General features: G+C 70.7%; 22 protein-coding genes. 13 read left to right on the top strand and 9 right to left on the bottom strand.

Annotated elements, in window-relative coordinates:
- Positions 1-87: 87 nt before the first annotated feature.
- From ACFZB3_RS32175 to ACFZB3_RS32160, 4 genes are all read right to left on the bottom strand, one after another.
- Positions 88-894 (bottom strand): AIM24 family protein, encoded by an 807-nt coding sequence (locus ACFZB3_RS32175; RefSeq protein ID WP_391381581.1) that lies wholly within the window; start codon positions 892-894, stop codon positions 88-90.
- On the bottom strand, positions 891-1541 hold the full coding sequence (locus tag ACFZB3_RS32170; protein ID WP_351494366.1) for an AIM24 family protein: 651 nt from the start codon (positions 1539-1541) through the stop codon (positions 891-893). Before ACFZB3_RS32170 ends, ACFZB3_RS32175 begins: the two co-directional genes overlap by 4 nt.
- Before the next feature lies 1 nt (position 1542).
- Positions 1543-2175 carry an AIM24 family protein gene (locus ACFZB3_RS32165; protein WP_391382152.1) on the bottom strand — a complete coding sequence of 211 codons (633 nt, stop codon included), beginning with the start codon at positions 2173-2175 and terminating at the stop codon, positions 1543-1545.
- Between the two features lie 100 nt (positions 2176-2275).
- On the bottom strand, positions 2276-2599 hold the full coding sequence (locus tag ACFZB3_RS32160) for a DUF6191 domain-containing protein (RefSeq protein ID WP_391381579.1): 324 nt from the start codon (positions 2597-2599) through the stop codon (positions 2276-2278).
- 133 nt (positions 2600-2732) lie between these two features.
- On the opposite strand from ACFZB3_RS32160, the gene ACFZB3_RS32155 reads away from it, so the two are divergent.
- The 5 genes from ACFZB3_RS32155 (at position 2733) to ACFZB3_RS32135 (ending at position 5608) form a co-directional block, all read left to right on the top strand.
- Positions 2733-3077 (top strand): DUF3817 domain-containing protein, encoded by a 345-nt coding sequence (locus ACFZB3_RS32155; protein ID WP_391381577.1) that lies wholly within the window; start codon positions 2733-2735, stop codon positions 3075-3077.
- Positions 3074-3367: an MTH1187 family thiamine-binding protein gene (locus ACFZB3_RS32150; RefSeq protein ID WP_391381574.1), complete on the top strand. Its 294-nt coding sequence runs from the start codon at positions 3074-3076 to the stop codon at positions 3365-3367. The genes ACFZB3_RS32155 and ACFZB3_RS32150 overlap by 4 nt, the downstream gene beginning before the upstream one ends.
- 173 nt (positions 3368-3540) lie before the next feature.
- A complete protein-coding gene (locus ACFZB3_RS32145; protein WP_391381572.1) occupies positions 3541-4284 on the top strand; it encodes a hypothetical protein in 744 nt (247 codons plus the stop codon).
- Entirely contained in the window at positions 4281-4961 is a 681-nt protein-coding gene (locus ACFZB3_RS32140) for a DUF4166 domain-containing protein (protein WP_391381570.1), read from the top strand. The genes ACFZB3_RS32145 and ACFZB3_RS32140 overlap by 4 nt, the downstream gene beginning before the upstream one ends.
- Entirely contained in the window at positions 4958-5608 is a 651-nt protein-coding gene (locus tag ACFZB3_RS32135) for a TetR family transcriptional regulator (protein WP_391381567.1), read from the top strand. The genes ACFZB3_RS32140 and ACFZB3_RS32135 overlap by 4 nt, the downstream gene beginning before the upstream one ends.
- 212 nt (positions 5609-5820) lie before the next feature.
- On the opposite strand, the gene ACFZB3_RS32130 is transcribed toward ACFZB3_RS32135, so the two are convergent.
- Complete coding sequence (locus ACFZB3_RS32130) at positions 5821-6813, bottom strand: DUF5937 family protein (RefSeq protein WP_391381565.1); 993 nt, start codon at positions 6811-6813, stop codon at positions 5821-5823.
- Positions 6814-6893: 80 nt separating this feature from the next.
- Here ACFZB3_RS32130 and ACFZB3_RS32125 point away from each other — a divergent pair, with 80 nt between their 5' ends.
- From ACFZB3_RS32125 to ACFZB3_RS32110, 4 genes are all read left to right on the top strand, one after another.
- A complete protein-coding gene (locus tag ACFZB3_RS32125; protein ID WP_391381563.1) occupies positions 6894-8102 on the top strand; it encodes an MFS transporter in 1209 nt (402 codons plus the stop codon).
- Positions 8103-8467: 365 nt separating this feature from the next.
- The gene (locus tag ACFZB3_RS32120) at positions 8468-8977 is read left to right on the top strand and encodes a MarR family transcriptional regulator (protein WP_391381561.1); all 510 of its coding nucleotides are present in this window, start codon (positions 8468-8470) and stop codon (positions 8975-8977) included.
- A gap of 65 nt (positions 8978-9042) precedes the next feature.
- Positions 9043-9387 (top strand): DUF3817 domain-containing protein, encoded by a 345-nt coding sequence (locus ACFZB3_RS32115; RefSeq protein ID WP_391381558.1) that lies wholly within the window; start codon positions 9043-9045, stop codon positions 9385-9387.
- Positions 9388-9477: 90 nt separating this feature from the next.
- Positions 9478-11178, top strand: coding sequence for a methylmalonyl-CoA mutase family protein (locus tag ACFZB3_RS32110; RefSeq protein WP_391381556.1), 1701 nt, complete (start codon positions 9478-9480; stop codon positions 11176-11178).
- Positions 11179-11282: 104 nt separating this feature from the next.
- Here the strand turns inward: ACFZB3_RS32110 and ACFZB3_RS32105 are convergent, their stop codons facing one another.
- The gene (locus tag ACFZB3_RS32105; RefSeq protein WP_391381554.1) at positions 11283-11912 is read right to left on the bottom strand and encodes a TetR/AcrR family transcriptional regulator C-terminal ligand-binding domain-containing protein; all 630 of its coding nucleotides are present in this window, start codon (positions 11910-11912) and stop codon (positions 11283-11285) included.
- A 232-nt stretch (positions 11913-12144) separates the two neighbouring features.
- On the opposite strand from ACFZB3_RS32105, the gene ACFZB3_RS32100 reads away from it, so the two are divergent.
- From ACFZB3_RS32100 to ACFZB3_RS32085, 4 genes are all read left to right on the top strand, one after another.
- Positions 12145-13119, top strand: coding sequence for a tetratricopeptide repeat protein (locus tag ACFZB3_RS32100; protein WP_391381551.1), 975 nt, complete (start codon positions 12145-12147; stop codon positions 13117-13119).
- A 644-nt stretch (positions 13120-13763) separates the two neighbouring features.
- A complete protein-coding gene (locus ACFZB3_RS32095) occupies positions 13764-14408 on the top strand; it encodes a DUF6230 family protein (protein ID WP_391381549.1) in 645 nt (214 codons plus the stop codon).
- Positions 14409-14550: 142 nt separating this feature from the next.
- Positions 14551-15138, top strand: a complete 588-nt coding sequence (locus ACFZB3_RS32090) for a DUF6114 domain-containing protein (RefSeq protein ID WP_391381547.1) — start codon at positions 14551-14553, stop codon at positions 15136-15138.
- Complete coding sequence (locus ACFZB3_RS32085; RefSeq protein WP_391381545.1) at positions 15128-16501, top strand: hypothetical protein; 1374 nt, start codon at positions 15128-15130, stop codon at positions 16499-16501. The genes ACFZB3_RS32090 and ACFZB3_RS32085 overlap by 11 nt, the downstream gene beginning before the upstream one ends.
- A 453-nt stretch (positions 16502-16954) precedes the next feature.
- On the opposite strand, the gene pyk is transcribed toward ACFZB3_RS32085, so the two are convergent.
- The 3 genes from pyk to pta form a co-directional block, all read right to left on the bottom strand.
- Entirely contained in the window at positions 16955-18382 is a 1428-nt protein-coding gene (pyk, locus tag ACFZB3_RS32080) for a pyruvate kinase (RefSeq protein ID WP_391381543.1), read from the bottom strand.
- 74 nt (positions 18383-18456) lie between these two features.
- A complete protein-coding gene (locus ACFZB3_RS32075) occupies positions 18457-19689 on the bottom strand; it encodes an acetate/propionate family kinase (RefSeq protein WP_391381540.1) in 1233 nt (410 codons plus the stop codon).
- Positions 19686-21776: a phosphate acetyltransferase gene (gene pta, locus ACFZB3_RS32070; RefSeq protein ID WP_391381538.1), complete on the bottom strand. Its 2091-nt coding sequence runs from the start codon at positions 21774-21776 to the stop codon at positions 19686-19688. Before pta ends, ACFZB3_RS32075 begins: the two co-directional genes overlap by 4 nt.
- Between the last annotated feature and the right edge of the window lie 179 nt (positions 21777-21955).

The following is a 21955-nucleotide window of genomic DNA, read 5'->3' as shown; positions in this document are numbered from 1 at the left end:
AAGTCTACCTAAAATGTTGAAAGGCGAACTAGTGAGGGTGGTGTGACTGTGCGCACGCGTTCGATGTCACACTCCGCAGACTACCGCTCACAGCCCGAAGCGACGCTGGAGGTCCCCCAGCTGTCCGGGAAGGCGCGGTGCGCCCTGCTGCTGTGAATGACCTGTGGAGGGAACGCCTCCGCCGGGCACTCCGGGCTCGTGCGGAACCGCTCCCGCGGCCTGCTCCGCCATCAGGGTCTCGGTGGACTGCAGCAGGACCGTGCCGGCCCCCACGAACTCGAACTGGTGCTCCTCCCCGGAGGCCCCGCCGAGCCCTGTCAGTGCACGTAGACCGCCCATCACGCCGGTCATGTACCCATGGTCGTAGTGATGGCACGGGGAGGGGCAGTCGGCCCACCCCACCAGTGCCTGCGGGTCCACCCGGATGGGGGGTTCCATGAACACCACCGGACCGTTAGACGCGGCCACAAACTTTCCGGTTCCGATAAGGGTCAGAAAACCGGGAACGATTGATTGCTTCAGCGCGAGACTTGGCTGAAAAGCGAGCAGGTTGCCGGAGCGAATGGTCAGGTTGCCGTCTTCCAGGTCGTACGAGTTCACGTCGAACGCCCGGTCGGCGAGGAGCATCCGGCCCGAGCCCTCCGCCACCACCCAGTCGCTCGCGTGCAGAGGCGAATGGAAAGACGTGCGGACAAGTCGGTCCAAACGGCCGTGCCCGATGCCGTTGAAGTCGATCGAGCCGTAGTAGGCGATCATCTTCCCCTTCTGCAGGAACCACTGGCCGCTCTTGAGCTCCACGCAGAAGGTGTACTTGTTGACGTTGTCGTCGACGGGGAGGGTCATCGGGTCGTACACGACCGGCCCGGCCGGTCCGGCTGCTCCGTATGCGCTCACAGCTTCTCCTCCGACGCCTGCACGTACACCATGCCGTTGCCGCTGAGCTCCAGCTGGAACGCCTCGCCGGAGCCGCGGCCCACCATCTCCCGCCAGCCGAGCGCGGACGACAGCTTGTTGCGCACGTCGCCGTGGTGGGCGACGTAGGCCTGCGGGTCGACATGGACCGGGCGCTGCGGGGTGACCGGGATCTCGAAGACCCCGCCGTGGGCCATCACGGCGACCGCGCCGTGGCCCTTGAGAGTGGTGGTGAACAGGCCCTGGCCGGTGACCTGGCCGCGCACCATGCCCATCACGCCGCCCTGGGAACCCATGAACATCGTCCCCTGCTGCAGCGTGCCCTCGAAGGCCAGCAGCCGGTCCGCCTCGACGTAGAGGGTGTCGCCGGTGAGGGTGATGACGTGGACGTGGTGGCCGCCGTGCCCGAAGAAGACCGTGCCGCTGCCCTCGACGGTCATGAGGGGGGTCGCCTCGCCGGCGACCCGGCGGCCGAGCATCGACATCAGCCCGCCCTGGCCGCCCTGGATGTTGGGCGTGAAGGACACCTCGCCCTTGTACGCGAGCATCGCACCGCGCTGGCTGAACAGCCGCTGACCAGGCACGACGGTCGCCTCGACCATCTTCGAGTTCACCTCGCGCAGGGCCATGTCACACATCCCCCGCGATCGTGTTGCGCTCGCTCGGCTGTACGTACACCAGGCCGTCCCCCTCGAACCGGATCTGGAAGGCCTCCCCGCCGCCCTCGCCGAGGAACGTGCGGAAGGTCACACCCGACTGGAAGGACTGGCGGAGGTTGCCCTGGTGGGCGATGTAGGCGCCCGGGTCGACGGTCAGCGGGTACTGCGAGCTGACCCTGAGCACCACCGCCGGGCCGTCCGACATGATCGCCGCCTGGCCGTGGCCCTCGACCGTGGTGGTGAACAGGCCGTTGCCCTGGGAGGCGCCGCGCAGGCCGGTGAACGTCGTGCCGGTGCGCAGGCCCGCGTCGGTCGCGAGCAGGTTGCTGGACTCGACGTACAGCTTGTCGCCCTGCAGGCCGACCAGGTTGATCTCGGACGCCCGGTCCGCGAACCAGCACGTCCCGTGCCCCTTCACCTCCATCACCGTCATCTGCTCGCCGGTGAGCCGCCGGGTCACCATCCCGCGCAGCCCCTCGCCGCCGCCGCTCAGCTTCTTGAACGCCATCTGCCCGTCGTACGCGACCATCGAGCCGTTCTTCGCCTTCACGGCGTCCCCGGTCATCTCGACGGCGAGCACCTTGCTGCCCTGGAGTCGGAACATCGCCACGCTGCGAAGGTAGCCGCAGGCAGACGGCGGCGACAGGCCCCGAAGGTGGACATCACCCCGGATCCGTCCCCTAGGGGTGCGGCGCGTGCGGCCGTCAGGGGCGCCGCCGCTCGCCGGGCAGGCGTATCACCGCCGTACCGGCCGTGAGGTCGACCGTGGACCCGGGCGGCGCGCCGTCCTCCTCGTCGTCGCGCAGCACCAGCGCGCTCTGCCGCTCCTTGAGCTCGTTCTGCTTGCCGGGGGAGAGCGCGGCGTGCAGCTGCTCGAAGCCGGTCGCGGAGACCTGCCCCTGCCGGCCGGCGTTCCGCCAGGGCAGCACCCCGGCCCGCCCGGCCCGCAGCAGCAGCTGGTCCACGAACGCCACCACGGTGAGCAGCACCACCAGCCCCGGCAGGGTCATGAAGAACACGAACGGCATACCCGCGCCCCCTTCGTCGCCCGGCCCAGCCTGCCACCCCCGCGCCGGGGCCGTGCCGCCCCTTTGCCACAATGGCAGAACGTTTGTGCTCGCGTTCACAAAGAGTGGACGTCTCTCCCACCGAAGGTGACTCGTGGACATCAAGACCGCCACCGCCATCCGACGCCTCCGCCTGGTCTCCGCCCCGGAGGCCGTGTCCTTCCTGATCCTCCTCGTCTGCTCGGTGCTCAAGCGGACCACGGACTTCAACGCGGTACCCGTGATGGGCGCGGTCCACGGCGTCCTGTTCATCCTGTACGTGATCTTCTGGGCGGACGCCTGGAACCGTGCCAAGTGGTCTGCGGGCACCGGGCTCCTCTACTTCGTCCTCTCCGTCCTGCCGACCGGCGGCTTCTTCGCCGAGCGCAAGCTGCGCCGCGCGTCCGAGGACGCGGTGATCGCGGCCCGCGCCCGCCAGGAAGGGGCGGTGAAGGCATGATCGTCGCCTTCTCCGTCACGCCGCTCGGCGTCGGCGAGGACGTCGGGGAGTATGTCGCCGACGCCGTCCGGGTGGTCCGCGAGTCCGGGCTGCCCAACCGCACCGACGCCATGTTCACCTCGATCGAGGGCGAGTGGGACGAGGTCATGGACGTCGTCAAGCGGGCCGTCGCCGTCGTCGAGGAGCGTGCCCCGCGCGTCTCCCTGGTCCTCAAGGCGGACATCCGGCCGGGCGTCACCGACGGACTCACCAGCAAGGTGGCGACGGTCGAGCAGCACCTCGCCCAGTAGCCGACTGCGGCAGCGGCGAACCCCGGCAGCAGCGAACCCCGGCCCGCGCGGCCGGGGTTTTCTTCTGCCCGGCAATTGAGCGATCGCTCAAAACCCGGTACGGTCATCACCGGAGAGTTTGAGCGTTCGCTCAAAAGACACTCGAAGGACCAGGTGACGGGGGTACACCACCGATGGGGCTCTACATAGAGACGCACGTCCGCGCCGACCTCGACGACCTGTGGGCCCGCACCCAGGACCCGGCCCGGCACCAGCGCTGGGACCTGAGGTTCACCGAGATCGACCACCTCCCGCGCGCGGGCGACGAACCGCAGCGCTTCCGCTACGCCACCCGCGTGCTCCCGTTCCTGACGATCGCCGGCACCGGCGTCTCGGCGGGGGAGAAGGAGCGCCCCGACGGCACCCGCACCTCGGCCCTGCGCTTCGCCTCCCCGCACCCGCTCTCGCTGCTCGCCGAGGGCAGCGGCTACTGGCGCTACATCCCGGTCGCCGACGGCGTCCGCTTCCTCACCGGCTACGACTACCGGGTCCGCTGGGGCGCTTTCGGCGCGCTCGCCGACCGGCTGGTCCTCCGCCCGCTGATGGGCTGGGCGACCGCCTGGTCCTTCGACCGGCTGCGGCTGTGGCTGGAACGCGGGATCACCCCGGAACGGGCGCGGCGGAACTGGCTGGCGGAGCTGGCGGCCCGCGCGCTGACGATCGCCGGCTGCGCCACCGGCCTGGCCCGGGGCCCGGTCCTCGGCGCCCTCTCGCCCACCGTCGCCTTCCTGGTCCCGCTCCTGCTCGTGGTCGCCCTCTCGCTGGCCCTCTTCGCGGCCCCGCTCGCGACCACCCCCGCCGCCCGCCGCTGCCGGCGCACCCCGTCGGCCCGGGTCACCGCCCCCCGGGTCCTGCACACCCTGGAGAAGCAGTCGTGACCTCGATGTTCCGCACGGTCATGGGTCCGGACTTCGACCGGCTGCACCCGGAGCTCCGACGGCGCTTCTCGGTCGGCCTGGCGAGCGGCGAGGCCTGCACCGGCCGGGGCGTGATGGAGCGCATCTGGCACGGGCCGGCGTTCGTGAAGCCGTTCCTGGCACTGGGCGCCACCCGCAACATCCTGGTGCCGGAGGCCGCCCGGAACGTGCCCTTCAAGATCGAGAATGTGCCCTACGCGGACACCTACGGCCGTGAGACGGTGACCTTCGTGCGCACCTTCGACCTGCCAGGCCGCTCCCGCCGCTTCGACGCCCAGATGGTGCTCGGCCCCCAGGGCGACCGCATCCTCGACTACCTCGGCACCCACCAGCACCTCGCCAGCGAGCTGCACTTCCGTGCCGAGGCCGACGGCTCCCTGCTGATCCGCTCCGGCGAACACCGGTTCAGGGAGGGGCCGGTGGACGTCCGCGTGCCCGAGGTCGCCGGTGCCACCGCCGAGGTGCGCGAGTCCTACGACGACCGTGCCGGCCGCTTCCGGATCTCGGTGCGGGTCGTGAACCGGTACTTCGGACCGCTCTTCGGCTACCAGGGCTCCTTCGAGGCGTCGTACACCGACATCCGGGGCCGCGGGGTGCGGCCGGGACTGCGGCCGGTCCGTGAGGAGTCGCGCGCGTGAGCCCGGAGACCGCCAAGTCCCTGGAGACCAAGAACAAGCTGCTGGAGGGCGCGCTGCGGACGCTCACCGAGCAGGGCATCGCCAAGACCTCGGCGCGTACCGTGGCGGCGGCGGCCGGCGTCAACCAGGCGCTGGTCTTCTACCACTTCGGATCCGTGGACGAACTCCTCGCCGCCGCCTGCCGGTACGGCGCCGAGCAGGCGGTCGCCCGGTTCCGCCCGCGCCTCGCCGCGGTCGGCTCGCTCTCCGAACTCCTCACCGTGGGGCGGCAGATCCACGAGGAGGCACGCACGGGCGGGCACGTCGCCCTGCTCGGCCAGCTGCTGGCCGGCGCCCAGACCCACGAGGCGCTCGGGCCCGCCACGGCGGCCGGGCTCGACCTGTGGATCGCCGAGATAGAGGAGGTGCTCGTCCGCGTCCTCGCGGCCACCCCGTTCGGCGAGTTCGCCGACCCGGCCGGGCTCGCCCGCGCGGTCGCCGCGTCCTTCGTCGGCATCGAGCTGTACGAAGGCGTCGACGCGGCCGGCGCCCACGCGGCCCTGGGCGCCCTGGAACAACTCGGGGCGCTGGTGGCCGCGTTGGAGGACCTCGGCCCGGTGGCCCAGCGTGCGGTCCGGCATCATCTGAGGCGGGTCGGCCGTAGCTAGGCGCTCTGCCGGAAGCGCGGTGATCTGCCGTCCGCCGTCCGCCGTTGGCTGTCCGCCGTTTGTCGTCTGCGGCGCCGTCGTGGCTGGTCGCGCAGTTCCCCGCGCCCCTTCGGGGCGCTGATCCTTCGGGGCGTTGATCCTTCGGGGTGCTGACCCCGTGGGGTGCTGCCGAGCCGCAGCAGGTTTTGACGGGACTCGTCGACAGGGGACCGCTATTGGCGTCGCGGACCCGACGCCAGCGCGATGCCCAGCGGGGTGCGCTCGTACAGCACCTGGTGGCCGTAGCGGCGGGAGGTCAGCAGGCCCGCGTCGCGCAGTGCCGCCAGGTGTGCGGAGACCGAGGAGGGGGCCAGGCGCAGCCGGTGGGCCAGGGCGGTGGTGGCGGCCGGTTCGGTGAGGGCGGCCAGGACCGTGGCGCGGCCCCGGCCCAGGAGCCGTACCAGGGCGTCGGGCGTGGCCGCGGCCGGGTCGGTCCACAGGCCGCCGATGCCCCGGGCCGGGTAGACCAGCGTGGGCCGGGCCGGCGGGTCGAAGGAGCTGATCACGTCCGGCCAGGTGAAGACGCTCGGCATCAGCACCAGGCCCTGCCCGCCCAGGCGCCGTTCGTACGCGCCGCCCGGCGATGCCACGGTCAGCGTGCCGGCCCGCCAGCCGCAGGTGTGGTGGATCTCCGGCAGCAGTCCGCCCAGGCCGACCTCCGCGAGCCGCCGGGAGTGGAAGGCGATGTCCGCCTCCAGCAGGGCGCGCAGCCGGGGCCAGTCCGGGGCCACCAGGACGCGCCAGGCCTCCTCCAGCGCGTCCGTCAGCTCCCGGACCATCCGCGCCGGATCGGCCAGCCAGGCCCGGCCGGTCGCCGACTCCAGCGCGCCCGGCGTGTCCGCGAGCGAGCGCGCGGTGTCCGCCCGCGCCGTCTCCGGGTCCACCGCCCGCAGGGCCGCCAGCTCCTCCTCGACGGAGGCGGCCGGACCGGTCGGCGGCGCCACCAGCCAGTCGGGCGAGTGGCCGCGCCGGGGCATCAGCAGCCACAGCGGGGCCAGGTCCAGACCGGCCGCCACCGCCCTGATCCGCCGCAGCCAGGGCGCGTGGTAGCCGTGCCGGTCCGGCCGCCGCAGGGTGCGCACCGCCTCCTGCGTCTCCCACAGCGGCGACAGGGCGAACCGGCACCGGAGGAAGTCGTCCTCGTCGAAGTGGAGGCGGGAGGGCATGGCGGGACCGTTCGGGGGTGAAGATTCGGCTGGTGCCGAAACTCTAAGCGCAGGGCCGGAGCACGGGCACGCTGCCGTCCATGTCCGCGCCTGCCCTGGAGCGACCCGCCGGCTACGGCCGGGTCCTCGCCGTGCCCGAGTTCCGTGCCGTCTTCGCCGCCCATGTGCTGTCCATGCTCGGCGTGATCGTCAGCGAGATCGCGCTGTCCGTGCTGGTCTACGACCTCACGGGATCGCCGCTGCTCAGCGCCCTGACCTTCGCGCTGGGCTTTCTGCCCTACCTGGTCGGCGGCACGCTCCTGGCCCCGGTCGCCGACCGGTTCCCGGCCCGCCGGGTGCTGGTGGTGTGCGACCTGGTGTGCGCGGCGTGCGTGGCCGTGATGGCGGTGCCCGGGACCGGCATCGGGGTGCTGCTCGGGCTGCGCTGTGCCCTCGCCGTCGTCTCGCCGGTGTTCGCCGGCACCCGGATGGCGACCCTCTCCGACATCCTCGGCGGCGGCGACCTGTTCGTGCTCGGCCGCTCCCTGCTGCGGATCGTCGCGCAGAGCGCCTTGCTGGTCGGCTACGGCCTCGGCGGACTGCTGCTCGCCGTCCTCGCCCCCCGGCACGCCCTGCTGATCACCGTCGCCACCTTCCTCGCCTCGGCCGCCCTGCTCCGCCTCGGCACCCGGCGCCGCCCGGCCCGCGCCCGGGCCCGGGTCCGGGAGGGCGGCGGCACCCGGCAGCTGCTCGCCGACCGCCGCATCCGGCTCCTGCTCCTCCTCTTCTGGATCCCGGCGATGTTCGCCGTCGTCCCCGAGGCCCTTGCGGCCCCCTACGCCGACGCGCTCGGCGCCGGATCCCCGGGACTCGGCCTGCTGATGTGCGCGCTGCCGGTCGGCACGGTCGCCGGGGAGCTGTACGCCGGCGCCCGGCTCGGCCCGGCCGCCCGGGAGCGGATCGCCCTCCCGCTGGTCTGTCTCACCCTGCTGCCGTACCTGGGCTATGCCCTGCACCCGTCCCTCGCCCTGTCGCTGCTGCTCCTGCTGACGGCCGGGGCCGGGTCGGCGTACACGCTGGGCCTGGACCAGTGGTTCGTGCGGGCCGTGCCCGAGGAGCTGCGCGGCCGGGCCATGACCGTGCTCAGCGCCGGGCTGATGACCCTGCAGGGCGTCGGCATGACGCTGGCGGGACTGGCGGCCGAGGCCGTGGGGGTGCGGGCGGCCGTGGCGGGCGCCGGGGTGGTGGGCGCGCTCTGCTGCTGCGGCCTGGCGGCGGCGGCCCGGCGGACGGCGCGACCGGCGTCGTAGCGGCTGTACCGGAGGGGGTTGCTGCGGTGTCGTGCGGCCGTCCCGGAGGCTGGTGGCGCCGGTGTCGTGCGGCCGTCCCGGAGGCTGGTGGCGCTGGTGTCGTGCGGCTGTCCCGGAGGCTGGTGGCGCTGGTGTCGTGCGGCTGTCCCGGAGGCTGGTGGCGCCGGTGTCGTGCGGCTGTCCCGGAGGCTGGTGGCGCCGGTGTCGTGCGGCTGTCCCGGAGGCTGGTGGCGCCGGTGTCGTAGCGGCTGTTCCGGACCGCGCCGTGCCGGTGTCGCGGTGGTCGCACCGGCACGCCCCGGCAGAGGTGACCGAAAGCCGAGACACGGCTGACCGCTATATGACCGGCCGGTAGGGTCGGTGGCGTGTCCAAGCCTCTCAGTCTCCCCTTCGACCCCATCGCCCGAGCCGACGACCTCTGGAAGCAGCGCTGGGGAAGCGTCCCGTCGATGGCCGCGATCACGTCGATCATGCGGGCCCAGCAGATCCTGCTGGCCGAGGTCGACGCGGTGGTCAAGCCGTACGGGCTGACGTTCGCGCGCTACGAGGCGCTGGTGCTGCTCACCTTCTCCAAGGCCGGCGAGCTGCCGATGTCGAAGATCGGCGAGCGGCTGATGGTGCACCCGACCTCGGTGACGAACACCGTGGACCGGCTGGTGAGGTCCGGCCTGGTCGACAAGCGGCCCAACCCCAACGACGGGCGCGGCACGCTCGCCACCATCACCGAGAAGGGCCGCGAGGTCGTCGAGGCGGCCACCCGCGACCTGATGGCGATGGACTTCGGGCTCGGGGTGTACGACGCCGAGGAGTGCGGGGAGATCTTCGCGATGCTGCGGCCGCTGCGGGTCGCCGCGAGCGACTTCGACGAGGACTGAACCCGCCTGCGCGCAGGAGTGACCCGCGGCAAGATCTCCCGGAACGGGTGGTTACGCTCGTCCCCATGAAAAAGAGCGTGCTGACCCGCTACCGCGTCCTGGCCTACGTCACCGGTGTGCTGCTGGTGCTGCTGTGCCTGAGCATGATCGCCAAGTACGGGCTGGACATCGACGGTGCGGCCGACGTCACGCGCGTCGTCGCCATCGCGCACGGCTGGCTCTACGTCGTCTACCTGGTCTTCGCCTTCGACCTGGGCTCCAAGGCGAAGTGGCCGGTCGGCAAGCAGCTGTGGGTGCTGCTCGCGGGGACCATCCCGACCGCCGCCTTCTTCGTGGAGCGCAAGGTCACCCGCGAGCTGGACGCCCAGGTCACCGAGGGTTCTCCGGTGGCCGCGAAGGTCCAGGCCTAGTCCGCAGCCTCCGGGCGGTACCGCCGTACGGACACCCGTGCGGCGGTTTCCCATCGACATTTACTAGGACGTCCTAGTAAATTCGAAGGTATGGACGCTGACGCCATCGACGAGGGCCGCCGACGCTGGCAGGCCCGCTACGACGCGGCCCGCAAGCGGGACGCCGACTTCACCACGCTCTCCGGCGACCCCGTGGAGCCGGTGTACGGGCCCCGGCCGGGGGACACCTACGAGGGATTCGAGCGGATCGGCTGGCCGGGGGAGTACCCCTTCACCCGCGGGCTGTACCCGACCGGCTACCGCGGGCGGACCTGGACCATCCGCCAGTTCGCCGGGTTCGGCAACGCCGAGCAGACCAACGAGCGCTACAAGATGATCCTCGCCAACGGCGGCGGCGGCCTCTCCGTCGCCTTCGACATGCCCACCCTCATGGGGCGGGACTCGGACGACGCGCGGTCGCTCGGCGAGGTCGGGCACTGCGGGGTCGCCATCGACTCCGCCGCCGACATGGAGGTCCTGTTCAAGGACATCCCGCTCGGCGACGTCACGACGTCCATGACCATCAGCGGGCCCGCCGTGCCCGTCTTCTGCATGTACCTCGTCGCCGCCGAACGGCAGGGCGTCGACCCGGCGGTCCTCAACGGCACGCTGCAGACCGACATCTTCAAGGAGTACATCGCCCAGAAGGAGTGGCTGTTCCAGCCCGAGCCCCATCTGCGGCTGATCGGCGACCTGATGGAGTACTGCGCGGCCGGCATCCCGGCGTACAAGCCGCTGTCCGTCTCCGGGTACCACATCCGCGAGGCGGGCGCGACGGCCGCGCAGGAGTTGGCCTACACGCTCGCGGACGGCTTCGGCTACGTGGAGCTGGGACTCTCCCGCGGGCTGGACGTGGACGTGTTCGCGCCCGGCCTCTCCTTCTTCTTCGACGCGCACGTCGACTTCTTCGAGGAGATCGCCAAGTTCCGCGCCGCGCGCCGGATCTGGGCCCGGTGGATGCGGGACGTCTACGGCTCCCGGTCCGACAAGGCGCAGTGGCTGCGCTTCCACACCCAGACCGCCGGCGTCTCGCTGACCGCCCAGCAGCCGTACAACAACGTGGTGCGTACGGCGGTGGAGGCGCTCGCGGCCGTGCTCGGCGGGACCAACTCGCTGCACACCAACGCCCTCGACGAGACCCTCGCCCTGCCGAGCGAGCAGGCCGCCGAGATCGCGCTGCGCACCCAGCAGGTGCTCATGGAGGAGACCGGCGTCGCCAACGTGGCGGACCCGCTGGGCGGTTCCTGGTACGTCGAGCAGCTCACCGACCGGATCGAGGCCGACGCCGAGAAGATCTTCGACCAGATCAAGGAGCGGGGGCTGCGCGCTCATCCGGACGGGCGGCACCCGATCGGGCCGGTCACGTCCGGGATCCTGCGGGGCATCGAGGACGGCTGGTTCACCGGTGAGATCGCCGAGTCCGCCTTCCAGTACCAGCGGTCGCTGGAGAAGGGCGACAAGCGGGTCGTGGGCGTCAACGTCCACACCGGGTCCGTCACCGGCGACCTGGAGATCCTGCGGGTCTCGCACGAGGTCGAGCGGGAGCAGGTCCGGGTGCTGGACGCCCGGCGGGCCGCCCGGGACGAGGGCGCGGTGCGCGCCGCCCTGGACGCGATGCTGGCCGCCGCGCGGGGCGGCACCAACATGATCGCCCCGATGCTCGACGCCGTACGGGCCGAAGCCACCCTGGGTGAGATCTGCGGGGTGCTGCGGGACGAGTGGGGGGTGTACACGGAGCCGGCGGGGTTCTAGCCGCGTACCAGGGGGCTCCGCCCCCTGGACCCCCGAAAACCTGTGCCCGCCCACCACCCGACCCGGTGGGTCGGGAAGCGGCCGCCTCGGCCGGCTCGGTGGGGCTAGGGCGTCTCGGTCGGCTGGGCGGCCAGGCCCAGGAGCAGGACCCGGGTGAAGTCCCGGACCCACGCCTCGTCGGCCGGCTTGCCGCTCATCAGGGTGCGGTGGACCACCGCACCCGCCACCATGTCGAAGATCAGGTCCACCGTGCGGGCGGCCTCCTCCGGGTCCGGCTCGGAGGGGAGTTCGCCCCGGCACTGCGCCCTGGCCCGGCCCTCCAGGACCAGCCGCTTCTGCCGGTCCACGATGGAAGCGCGGATACGTTCCCGCAGCGCGTCGTCCCGCGTCGACTCGGCGACCGCCGCCATCAGGCCGCTGCGGGCCTCCGGGCGGTCCAGGATCGCCGCGAACTGGAGCACCACGCCCTCGATGTCGTCCGCCAGGCTGCCGCGGTCGGGGAGTTCGAGTTCGTCGAACAGCTCCGCCACCGCGTCGACGACGAGTTCGTTCTTGCCCGCCCAGCGGCGGTAGAGGGTCGTCTTTGCAACCCCGGCCCGGGTGGCGACGTCTCCCAGGGTGAGCTTGGACCAGCCCAGTTCGACCAGCGCCTGCCGCGTCGCCTGCAGGATCGCCGCGTCCGCGGCGGCGCTGCGCGGGCGGCCGGTACGTCCGGCGGGGGTGCGGCTCTGCATCCCACGACCATAACCGGCGGTTCACGTGATGCCGTGAGGGAGATCACCGGAAAGTGGTGTCGCGCAGGTCCCGGATGGGATTACGCTACGGGTCGTAGCGAAAGCTCGTGGCTGACCGCACGGGCGACGACCACGGCGTGGGGCGGGGACCCGGGGCCGTTGATGAACACAGGTTCGGCCCGGCTTTCACAACGCTTTTCACACACGCGCGGGAACGGGGGAGGATAGACGCATGCAGCCACGGAACATGTCCATGAGCGGCGTCGTCGACCTCGCCGCGGTCAAGGCGGCCCAGGAGGCCAAGACCAAGGCCGAGCAGACGCGCGCCGAAGCGGCCCGGCAGGGTGGTGCCGGTGCCGTGTCCCCGGCCGACCTGGTCATCGACGTCGACGAAGCCGGCTTCGAGCGCGATGTCCTCCAGCGGTCCGCCGAAGTCCCTGTCGTCATCGACTTCTGGGCCGAGTGGTGTCAGCCCTGCAAGCAGCTGAGCCCGGTCCTGGAGCGCCTCGCCGTCGAGTACAACGGCCGCTTCCTGCTGGCGAAGATCGATGTCGACGCCAACCAGATGCTGATGCAGCAGTTCGGGGTCCAGGGGATCCCGGCGGTCTTCGCCGTCGTCGCCGGGCAGGCACTGCCGCTCTTCCAGGGCGCGGCCGGCGAGGAGCAGATCCGCGGGACGCTGGACCAGCTGGTGCAGGTCGCCGAGGAGCGGTTCGGGCTGACCGGCCTCGTCGTCGACCCCGACGCCGAGCCGGGCGCGCAGACCGGTCCCGGGGTGGTGCCGGCGGGCCCGTACGACGCGCTCCTGGAGGCCGCCGTCCAGGCGCTGGACGCGGGTGACTTCGGCGGCGCGGTCCAGGCGTACAAGAACGTGCTGAGCGACGACCCGGCGAACAGCGAGGCCAAGCTGGGGCTCGCGCAGGCCGAGTTGCTCCAGCGGGTGCAGGGGATGGACCCGCAGCAGGTGCGCAGGGACGCGGCCGAGAAGCCGGCCGACGCCGGGGCGCAGATCGCGGCCGCCGACCTGGATCTGGTGGGCGGGCATGTCGAGGACGCCTTCGGGCGGCTGATCGAGACCGTGCAGCGGACGGCCGGGGACGACCGGGATGCCGTACGGCGACGGCTTCTTGAGCTCTTCGAGGTCGTGGGCACCGACGACCCGCGGGTCGTGGGAGCACGCAGGGCGCTCGCGCGCGCGCTGTTCTAGGCAACGGTCTGAACACGGTTCTGACCAGTCGCTAAACGTCACGTCCTGTGATGCGCGAGTGAAAGATTTGCCGAGGCGGGGCCACGGCGGCCGCTCTTTACCAAATCTTGGTAATCGCGGCCGCTGTTACTCGGAGTAAATCAGGGCCGTTGGTCTGTCTGGTTTCGTCCATCGATCAACCGCTTTGCTCTGCCCCCGGATGCCACCCAGAGTCGCTCTCCGAGACCGGTGGGTCGTCCTTCGGTTATCCGCCCGTTACTCCCGAGTAACGAAGCCCCTTGTGCGGGCGCCGAGAATGCACCACGATCGGCGACGCTCGGTCCATTCCCGTACCCCGACAGCCAATCGGGCCGCGGGTTCATCTGGGTCCCCACCGAGCAGAGTCGGCGGCAGTGAAGCCGGCTCTTGGGCAGGGGGGTCTTCGCCTCACCGCGAAGCCTGTCCAGCAAGGTTGTGCGTGATGCGTGTCAGGCGCGACCAGTGGTTGTCGCTCGGGGGTGATCGCCGGTGATCGAGGTGCGTTCGTGCCTCCGAGTACGGGCGCTCCCCTTCCGAGGACGTAGCACTTCTCCCATCCCTGCCCGGCCGAGCCGCCGTTGGGGGCGATACCGGGCCAGGAGATGTACGTCCGAGAAGGAGGAAATATGGAGTCCCAGGTGCGTGGCGGGACCAGATGGAAGCGGTTCGCTGTGGTCATGGTGCCCAGCGTCGCCGCCACGGCGTGTATAGGTGTCGCCCTCGCGCAGGGCGCTCTCGCCGCGTCGTTCAGCGTGTCGGGCCAGCAGTTCAAGGTCTCGGCCGACTCTCTCGAGGGTGATGGCTTCGAGCAGTACGGTGCTGTCGACATGGGCAGCAGCGCCACCAAGGCGAACACTCACCCGGTGGCGGTGTCGGCGTTCAACAGCGCGACCATCACCAACCTGTGTCAGTCCGTGGTCACGCCGAACGTGCCGTTCTTCGGGAACGTCAGCCTGATCCTGCACGCGGGCACCGACGCGAAGAAGCCGGTCGAGGCCACCAAGCTGTACATCGACCTCGACGACCTCACCGCGGACGCGACGTTCACCAACATCAACATCGGTGTCGCCGCCGGAAGCATGAGCAAGGGTCCTGGCATCAAGCAGGACGAGGTCAACAAGGGGCTGGCCAACCCGAACGGGTTCGGGCAGGAGGCGGACCACGCCTCGCTGACCGGCGTGAAGCAGACGGCGTGGGCCACCACTGCCGGAACCTTCAAGCTGAGCGGTCTGCACATGTCGATCTCGACTTCGGGCGCGGAGTGCTACTAAGCACTCCGTGACGGGCGGGGGAGCCGACGGCACCCCCGCCCGTCCACCTTCCGCCCACGGTCTTCACGCGCGGTACAAGGAATCACCACCGCACCACACAGCATCACCACCACAGCAACGCCGCACCAGGGAGCTGTTTTCCATGAGCGCCGAGACCCCTGCCGCCGTACCCGGCCAGTTCACCCGCCGGAGGCTGCAGTTCCGCGCCTGGCGGGGCACGCGGCCGTTCTGGGCCGGTCTGTACATCCTGCTCGCCGGCTTTCCGATCATGTACTTCCCGTACGCGCATCTCCAGCTCGGCAGCCTGACGGTGGCGATGTCGACCACCGCGGGCGCCGGATCCCTGATCATCGGCGTGCTGCTCGTCGTCCTGGGCGTCAGCCTCTGGTTCCAGAAGCACATCCGCACGTTCGCGGGAGTCGCCGCGATCCTGCTGGCGCTGGTGTCCCTCCCCGTCTCCAACTTCGGTGGCTTCGTCATGGGCTTCGTGCTCGCCCTGATCGGCGGAGCGATGGCCGTGGCCTGGGGGCCGGGTGTGCCCAAGCAGCCGCAGCCGGAGGGCGATGTGCCGCCGGCCGGGGACGACGCCCCGGAGAAGGCCGCCTACCACCCGGGCCCGGACGGCGTGGGCGACGGGGGCACCTTCCAGGCCCCTGCGGCGCTGGGAGAGAACGACCTGTCAGGAACGAGCCCGGTGAACGGGGCGAACGGGAGGCACAGTGCCGGCTGACGAGGTGACCCACGGGACTGATGTGGACGAGTCCCGTGTGAGAACCGGGCCGCGGCATGCGGCGCCCAAGAAGCCGCTGTTCACCAGGTTCCACATGCCGGCGGGCAAGGCGATAGCTTCCGTGGCGATGCCGACGGCCGTGCTCATGGGCTTCGGGTTCACGTCCTCGCTCGCGATCGCCGACACCAACAGCACGTCGTCGGCGTCGTCGAAGAGCCTTGCCGAGGACTACAAGGACTGCGTCTCCGCCCTGGACTCCGCGTCGCCCTCCGCCTCGGCGAGTGCGAGCGACAAGGCAACGGACTCGGCCACGCCGTCGGCCACGGCATCGGCCGGCACGAAGGACTCGACGTCGTCGTCGGACAAGTCGTCCTCGTCGGATTCAGGTTCCGACGACGCCGCCTCGCCGACACCGTCCGCGTCCAAGTCGTCCTCGTCCTCGGGCGATTCGGGTTCCTCGGACTCGTCGGGGTCCTCCGGTTCGTCGGACTCCGGCAGCACGGCGACCCCGTCGCCGTCCGACTCCGCGAGCAGCAGCAGCGGTGGCGGCCTGCTGGACTCGATCGGGGACGCGATCGGCAGCATCCTCAGCGGCGGCAGCACGACGAGCTCGTCCTCGTCGGACTCCACCGCGAGCGCCACCCCCTCGCCGTCGGCCTCGGCGTCCTCCGACTCGTCGTCCTCGTCCTCGTCGGGCGACGACACCGGCTCCGACACCGTGTCCAAGACCGCCAAGAAGGTCACGGACACGGTGAAGGACACCACCGACACGGCGACCAAGGCGGCCGGAGACGCCACCAAGGACGTCACCAAGGCGGCCGAGGCCGCCACCTCCACCGCCTCGGCGAGCCCGTCCGCGACCTCCAGCACGTCGGCCGAGGACTGCAACGCCGCCACCGAGGACGTGAGCGGTGTCGACAACAAGGTGGCGGTGGCGGACGACCCCTGGTACCTGAACGCCAGCTCGCTGACGCTGAAGAGTGCCGACTACCAGGGCATCGTCGAGGTGAAGACGGCCAGCGGCAAGACGAAGAAGGTGCTGAAGTACGTCATCTCGGGCGGCACCGACATCGGTGACCTGCACCAGACGGTGAAGGACACCAAGATCGGCAAGACGTACCACGTGCAGGGCGCGTCCGGTTCCACGTCGAAGATCACCGGCGGCGCCACGACGATGTACACGGAGTCGATCTCGGGCAACCTGTTCGGTCTGATCCCGATCACGTTCGACCCGGACAACCCGCCGCCGCTGAACATCCCGTTGATCTACTTCACCAACGTGAAGGTCGTCCAGGCGGCCCAGTTCGGCGGCACCCTGCACATCCCCGGGATGCACGTCTACACGACCGACGGCACCAGCTGAGCCGCACCACAGACCCGTCCGGGAGCCGCACAAGAGGGCCGTGCCCCGCCGAGTATCGACTCGGCGGGGCACAGCTCTGCCCGGAGCCGGTCATCCGGACCGGAATCCAATGAGGATCTAAAGCGCTGATCTGACTTTCGTAAAGTCCCGTTGCCCGGCAGGGTGATCAAGTCCCGGGGGGAGGGGCGTGTCGACCGCACGCCCGTAGGGGGATTTCGGCTCACTCCACGAGCCGCGCTGTGCGCTGCCCGCCTCCCGCGCGGAAACACGCCGACGCGGCGCAGCAGCCCCGCGGCCGGGGCCTGTTGCCGCCCATCCGGAACTGGGCGGCAACGCCTGGCTGCGGGAGACGGTCGGAGCACCGCCGGCGGTGTGATCCGACGGCGGCAGACCGAGGGCGCCCCCTGCCACAGGGAGCGCCCTCGGTGTCGTACAAGGCCCTTTATCGGGGCGTCACTTGTTGATGCCGCCGATGTGGTGGACGCGGAGCATGTTGGTGGTGCCGGAGACGCCGGGGGGCGAGCCGGCCGTGATGATGACCGTGTCGCCCGCGTTGAAGCGGTTGATCTTGGCGAGCTCCTGGTCGACCATGTCGACCATCTCGTCCGTGGTGTTCACGAACGGCACCACGTGCGACTCCACGCCCCAGCTGAGGGTGAGCTGGTTGCGGGTGTTCTCGTCGGTGGTGAAGGCGATGATCGGCTGCTGCGCGCGGTAGCGCGAGAGGCGGCGGGCGGTGTCGCCGGACTGGGTGAAGGCGACCAGGCCGCGGCCGCCGAGGAAGTCGGCGATCTCGCACGCGGCACGGGCCACGGAACCGCCCTGGGTGCGCGGCTTCTTGCCGGGGACCAGCGGCTGCAGGCCCTTGCTCAGCAGCTCCTGCTCGGCCGCCGACACGATCTTCGACATCGTCTTCACGGTCTCGACCGGGTACGCGCCGACGGAGGACTCCGCCGAGAGCATCACCGCGTCCGCACCGTCCAGGATCGCGTTGGCGACGTCGGAGGCCTCGGCGCGGGTCGGGCGGGAGTTGGTGATCATCGACTCCATCATCTGGGTCGCCACGATCACCGGCTTGGCGTTGCGCCGGCACAGCTCGATCAGGCGCTTCTGCACCATGGGGACCTTTTCGAGCGGGTACTCGACGGCCAGGTCGCCACGGGCCACCATGACGGCGTCGAACGCCATCACGACGCCCTCCATGTTCTCCACCGCCTGCGGCTTCTCCACCTTGGCGATGACGGGGACCCGGCGGCCCTCCTCGTCCATCACCTTGTGGACGTCGTCGACGTCCTTGGCGTCCCGCACGAAGGACAGCGCGACCATGTCGCAGCCCATGCGCAGCGCGAACCGGAGGTCCTCGACGTCCTTCTCGCTCAGCGCGGGCACGTTGACGGCCGCGCCGGGCAGGTTGATGCCCTTGTGGTCGGAGACGACACCGCCCTCGATGACGATCGTCTTCACCCGCGGGCCCTCGACGTCCAGGACCTTCAGCTCGACGTTGCCGTCGTTGATGAGGATCTGGTCGCCGCGCGAGACGTCGCCCGGCAGGCCCTTGTAGGTCGTACCGCAGATGGTCTTGTCGCCCGGGACGTCCTCGGTCGTGATGACGAACTCGTCACCGCGCTCCAGCTCCACCGGTCCCTCGGCGAAGGTCTCCAGACGGATCTTCGGGCCCTGCAGGTCGGCGAGGACGCCGATGGCCCGGCCGGTCTCCTTGGCGGCGGCCCGGACGCGGTCGTACCGCCCCTGGTGCTCGGCGTGGGAGCCGTGGCTGAAATTGAACCGGGCCACGTTCATGCCCGCCTCGATCATGGCGACGAGCTTCTCGTGGGTGTCGACCGCGGGGCCGAGAGTACAGACGATTTTCGAACGGCGCATGGGGGCGATCCTATCGGTTTGTTTCGCTACGGAATATTCCGTCTGGTGGAAGATACAAATGGGCGCTAATGTGCTCAGCTGTTATTTCCGGCCGGCGTCGATCCGCTACCCACCAGTGCGTACGTCTGGGTGGCGATCTCCAGTTCCTCGTCGGTCGGCACCACGGCGACCGCGACCCGCGCGGCCGCCGGCGATATCAGCCGCGGCTCGTCCGACCGGGCGGCGTTCAGCTCGGGGTCGACCGTGAGCCCCAGCCCCTCCAGGCCCGCCACGGCGGCCTCCCGCACCGGGGCCGCGTTCTCGCCGACGCCCGCGGTGAAGGCCACCGCGTCGACCCGGCCGAGGACGGCGCAGTACGCGCCGATGTACTTCTTCAGGCGGTGAATGTAGATGTCGAAGGCGAGTTGTGCCTCTTCGTCGCCCTCGTCGATCCGGCGCCGGATCTCCCGCATGTCGTTGTCACCGCACAGACCGAACAAACCACTCCTCTTGTTGAGAAGAGTGTCGATCTCGTCCATGGACATTCCGCCAACTCGTGCCAAATGGAAAATGACGGCCGGGTCCAGATCGCCGGAACGGGTTCCCATCACCAGTCCCTCCAAGGGCGTCAGGCCCATCGAGGTGTCCACGCACCGGCCGCCCCGGACGGCCGACGCCGACGCCCCGTTGCCGAGGTGCAGCACGATGACGTTCACGTCTTCCGGTGTCTTTCCCAGCAGCCGCGCGGTCGCCCGGGACACGTACGCGTGCGAGGTGCCGTGGAAGCCGTAGCGCCGGATCCGGTACCGGTCGGCGATCTTCGGGGAGATCGCGTAACGCGCCGCGGACTCCGGCATCGTCGTGTGGAACGCCGTGTCGAAGACGGCGACCTGCGGCAGGTCCGGGCGCAGCGCCCGCGCGGTGCGGATCCCGGTCAGGTTCGCCGGGTTGTGCAGCGGGGCGACCGGGATCAGCCGCTCGATCTCGGCGAGCACCGCGTCGTCGATCACCGTCGGCTCGGTGAAGAACATCCCGCCGTGCACCACCCGGTGCCCGATCGCGGCCAGTTCCGGCGAGTCGAGCCCGAGGCCGTCCCTCGTCAGCTCCTCCGCCACGGCCTTCAGGGCGGCCTCGTGGTCGGCGATCGGCCCGACCGCCTCGCGGGAGTCACCGCTGTCCAGGCAGGTGTGCCTGAGCCGGGAGGTCTGCTCGCCGATCCGCTCGACGAGCCCCACCGCCAGCCGGCTGCTGTCCCGCATGTCCAGCAGCTGGTACTTCACCGACGAGGAGCCGGAGTTGAGGACGAGGACACGGGTGGGGCTGGTCACTGCTGGAACGCCTTCTCGTTGGAGTTCTGGGCTTGGATCGCCGTGATGGCGACGGTGTTGACGATGTCCTGGACGAGGGCGCCCCGGGACAGGTCGTTGACGGGCTTGCGCAGTCCCTGGAGCACCGGCCCGACGGCGATCGCGCCGGCCGACCGCTGCACGGCCTTGTAGGTGTTGTTGCCGGTGTTGAGGTCCGGGAAGATCAGCACGCTGGCCTGCCCGGCGACCTCGGAGCCCGGCAGCTTGGTGGCGGCCACCGAGGGCTCCACGGCCGCGTCGTACTGGATCGGCCCCTCGATCTTCAGGTCGGGCCTGCGCGAGCGCGCCAGCTCGGTCGCCTCCCGCACCTTGTCGACGTCCGCCCCCGAACCCGACGTGCCCGTGGAGTACGACAGCATCGCGATCCGCGGCTCCACCCCGAACTGGGCTGCCGTACCCGCCGACTGGACCGCGATGTCGGCGAGCTGCTCGGCGTTCGGGTCCGGGTTCACCGCGCAGTCGCCGTAGACCAGCACCTTGTCGGCGAGGCACATGAAGAAGACGGACGAGACGATCGAGGACCCCGGCTTGGTCTTGATGATCTCGAAGGCCGGGCGGATGGTCGCCGCCGTGGAGTGCACGGACCCGGAGACCATGCCGTCCGCCAGGCCCTCCTGCACCATCAGGGTGCCGAAGTAGTTGACGTCGGCGACCACGTCGTACGCCAGCTCCACCGTCACGCCCTTGTGGGCGCGGAGCAGGGCGTACTGCTCGGCGAAGGCGTCGCGCAGCTCGGAGGCGGCCGGGTCGATCAGCTGGGCGTCGGCGAGGTCGATGCCGAGGTCGGCGGCCTTCTTGCGGATCTGGTCGACGGGTCCGAGCAGTGTGATGTCACATACCCCCCGACGCAGCAGCACCTCCGCCGCATGCAGCACCCGCGCCTCGGTCCCCTCCGGCAGCACCACCCGCCGCTTGTCGGAACGCGCCTGCTCCAGGAGCTTGTGCTCGAACATCATCGGGGTGAGCCGGCCGGTGCTCGGCGCCGAGACCCGCTTGTTGAGCCCGGCGGTGTCGACGTACCGCTCGAACAGGCCGAGCGCGGTCTCCGCCTTGCGCGGGGTGGCCGCGTTCAGCTTGCCCTCCAGGGAGAACAGCTGGGCGGCGGTCGGGAAGCTGTTGCCGGGCACGGATATCACCGGGGTGCCGGGGGCGAGCCGGGCGGCGAGGGTGAGGATCTCGTCGGTGGGCCGCTCGCCGAGGGTGAGCAGCACGCCGGCTATCGGCGGGGTGCCGGCGCTGTGCGCGGCCAGCGAGCCGACGACCAGGTCGGCGCGGTCGCCCGGGGTCACGACCAGGCAGCCCGGGGTCAGGGCGGGCAGGAAGCTCGGCAGCATCGCGCCGCCGAAGACGAAGTCCAGCGCGTCCCGGGCCAGCCCCGAGTCGTCGCCGAGCAGCACCTTCGCGTCGAGCGCGTGGGCGATCTGGGCGACCGTCGGCGCGGACAGCGCGGGCTCGTCCGGCAGCACGTACACCGGCACCGGCAGCCGCCCGTCGATCCGCCGGGCCATCTCGTCCCGGTCCTCCCGGGCGACCCGGTTGGCGATCATCGCCAGCACGTCGCAGCCGAGACCGTCGTACGCCCGGAACGCGTTGCGGGTCTCCGCCAGCACGGACTCCGCGTTCTGGTCGCGGCCGCCGACCACCGGGATCACCGAGGCACCGAACTCGTTGGCGAGCCGGGCGTTGAGGGACAGCTCGTCCGGGAACTGGGTGTCGGCGTAGTCGGTGCCGAGGACGAGGACGACGTCGTAGTCGCGGGCGACCAGGTGGAAGCGGTCGACGAGGGTGGAGACCAGTTCGTCGGCACCGCGCTCGGCCTGGAGGGCGGAGGCCGCGTGGTAGTCCATGCCGTAGACGGTCGCCGGGTCCTGGGAGAGGCGGTACCGCGCGCGCAGCAGCTCGAAGAGGCGGTCGGGACCGTCGTGGACGAGGGGGCGGAAGACACCGACCCGGTCGACCTGCCGGGTCAGCAGCTCCATCACGCCCAGCTCGACGACCTGACGGCCGTCGCCGCGATCGATCCCGGTCACGTACACGCTGCGCGTCACGTGTGCACTCCGTCTCTCTAGCCGTCTCTGTAGCCGCACAAAAATCGCCCACCAGGGTGAGCGGAACCCTCTTGACAGTACCCCCGACGCCGGTTAAGGCGCCCGTCAGGACTTCACCCGCTCGCGCGGCATGAAACAATCGGATCGGCTCACCGGTAACGACAGCGAGCAGGAGACAC

Source organism: Streptomyces sp. NPDC008092, from assembly GCF_042957285.1.
Classification (GTDB): domain Bacteria; phylum Actinomycetota; class Actinomycetes; order Streptomycetales; family Streptomycetaceae; genus Streptomyces.
Note: the sequence above shows the minus strand (reverse complement) of the source record. Positions and strands in the feature narration are given on the sequence as shown.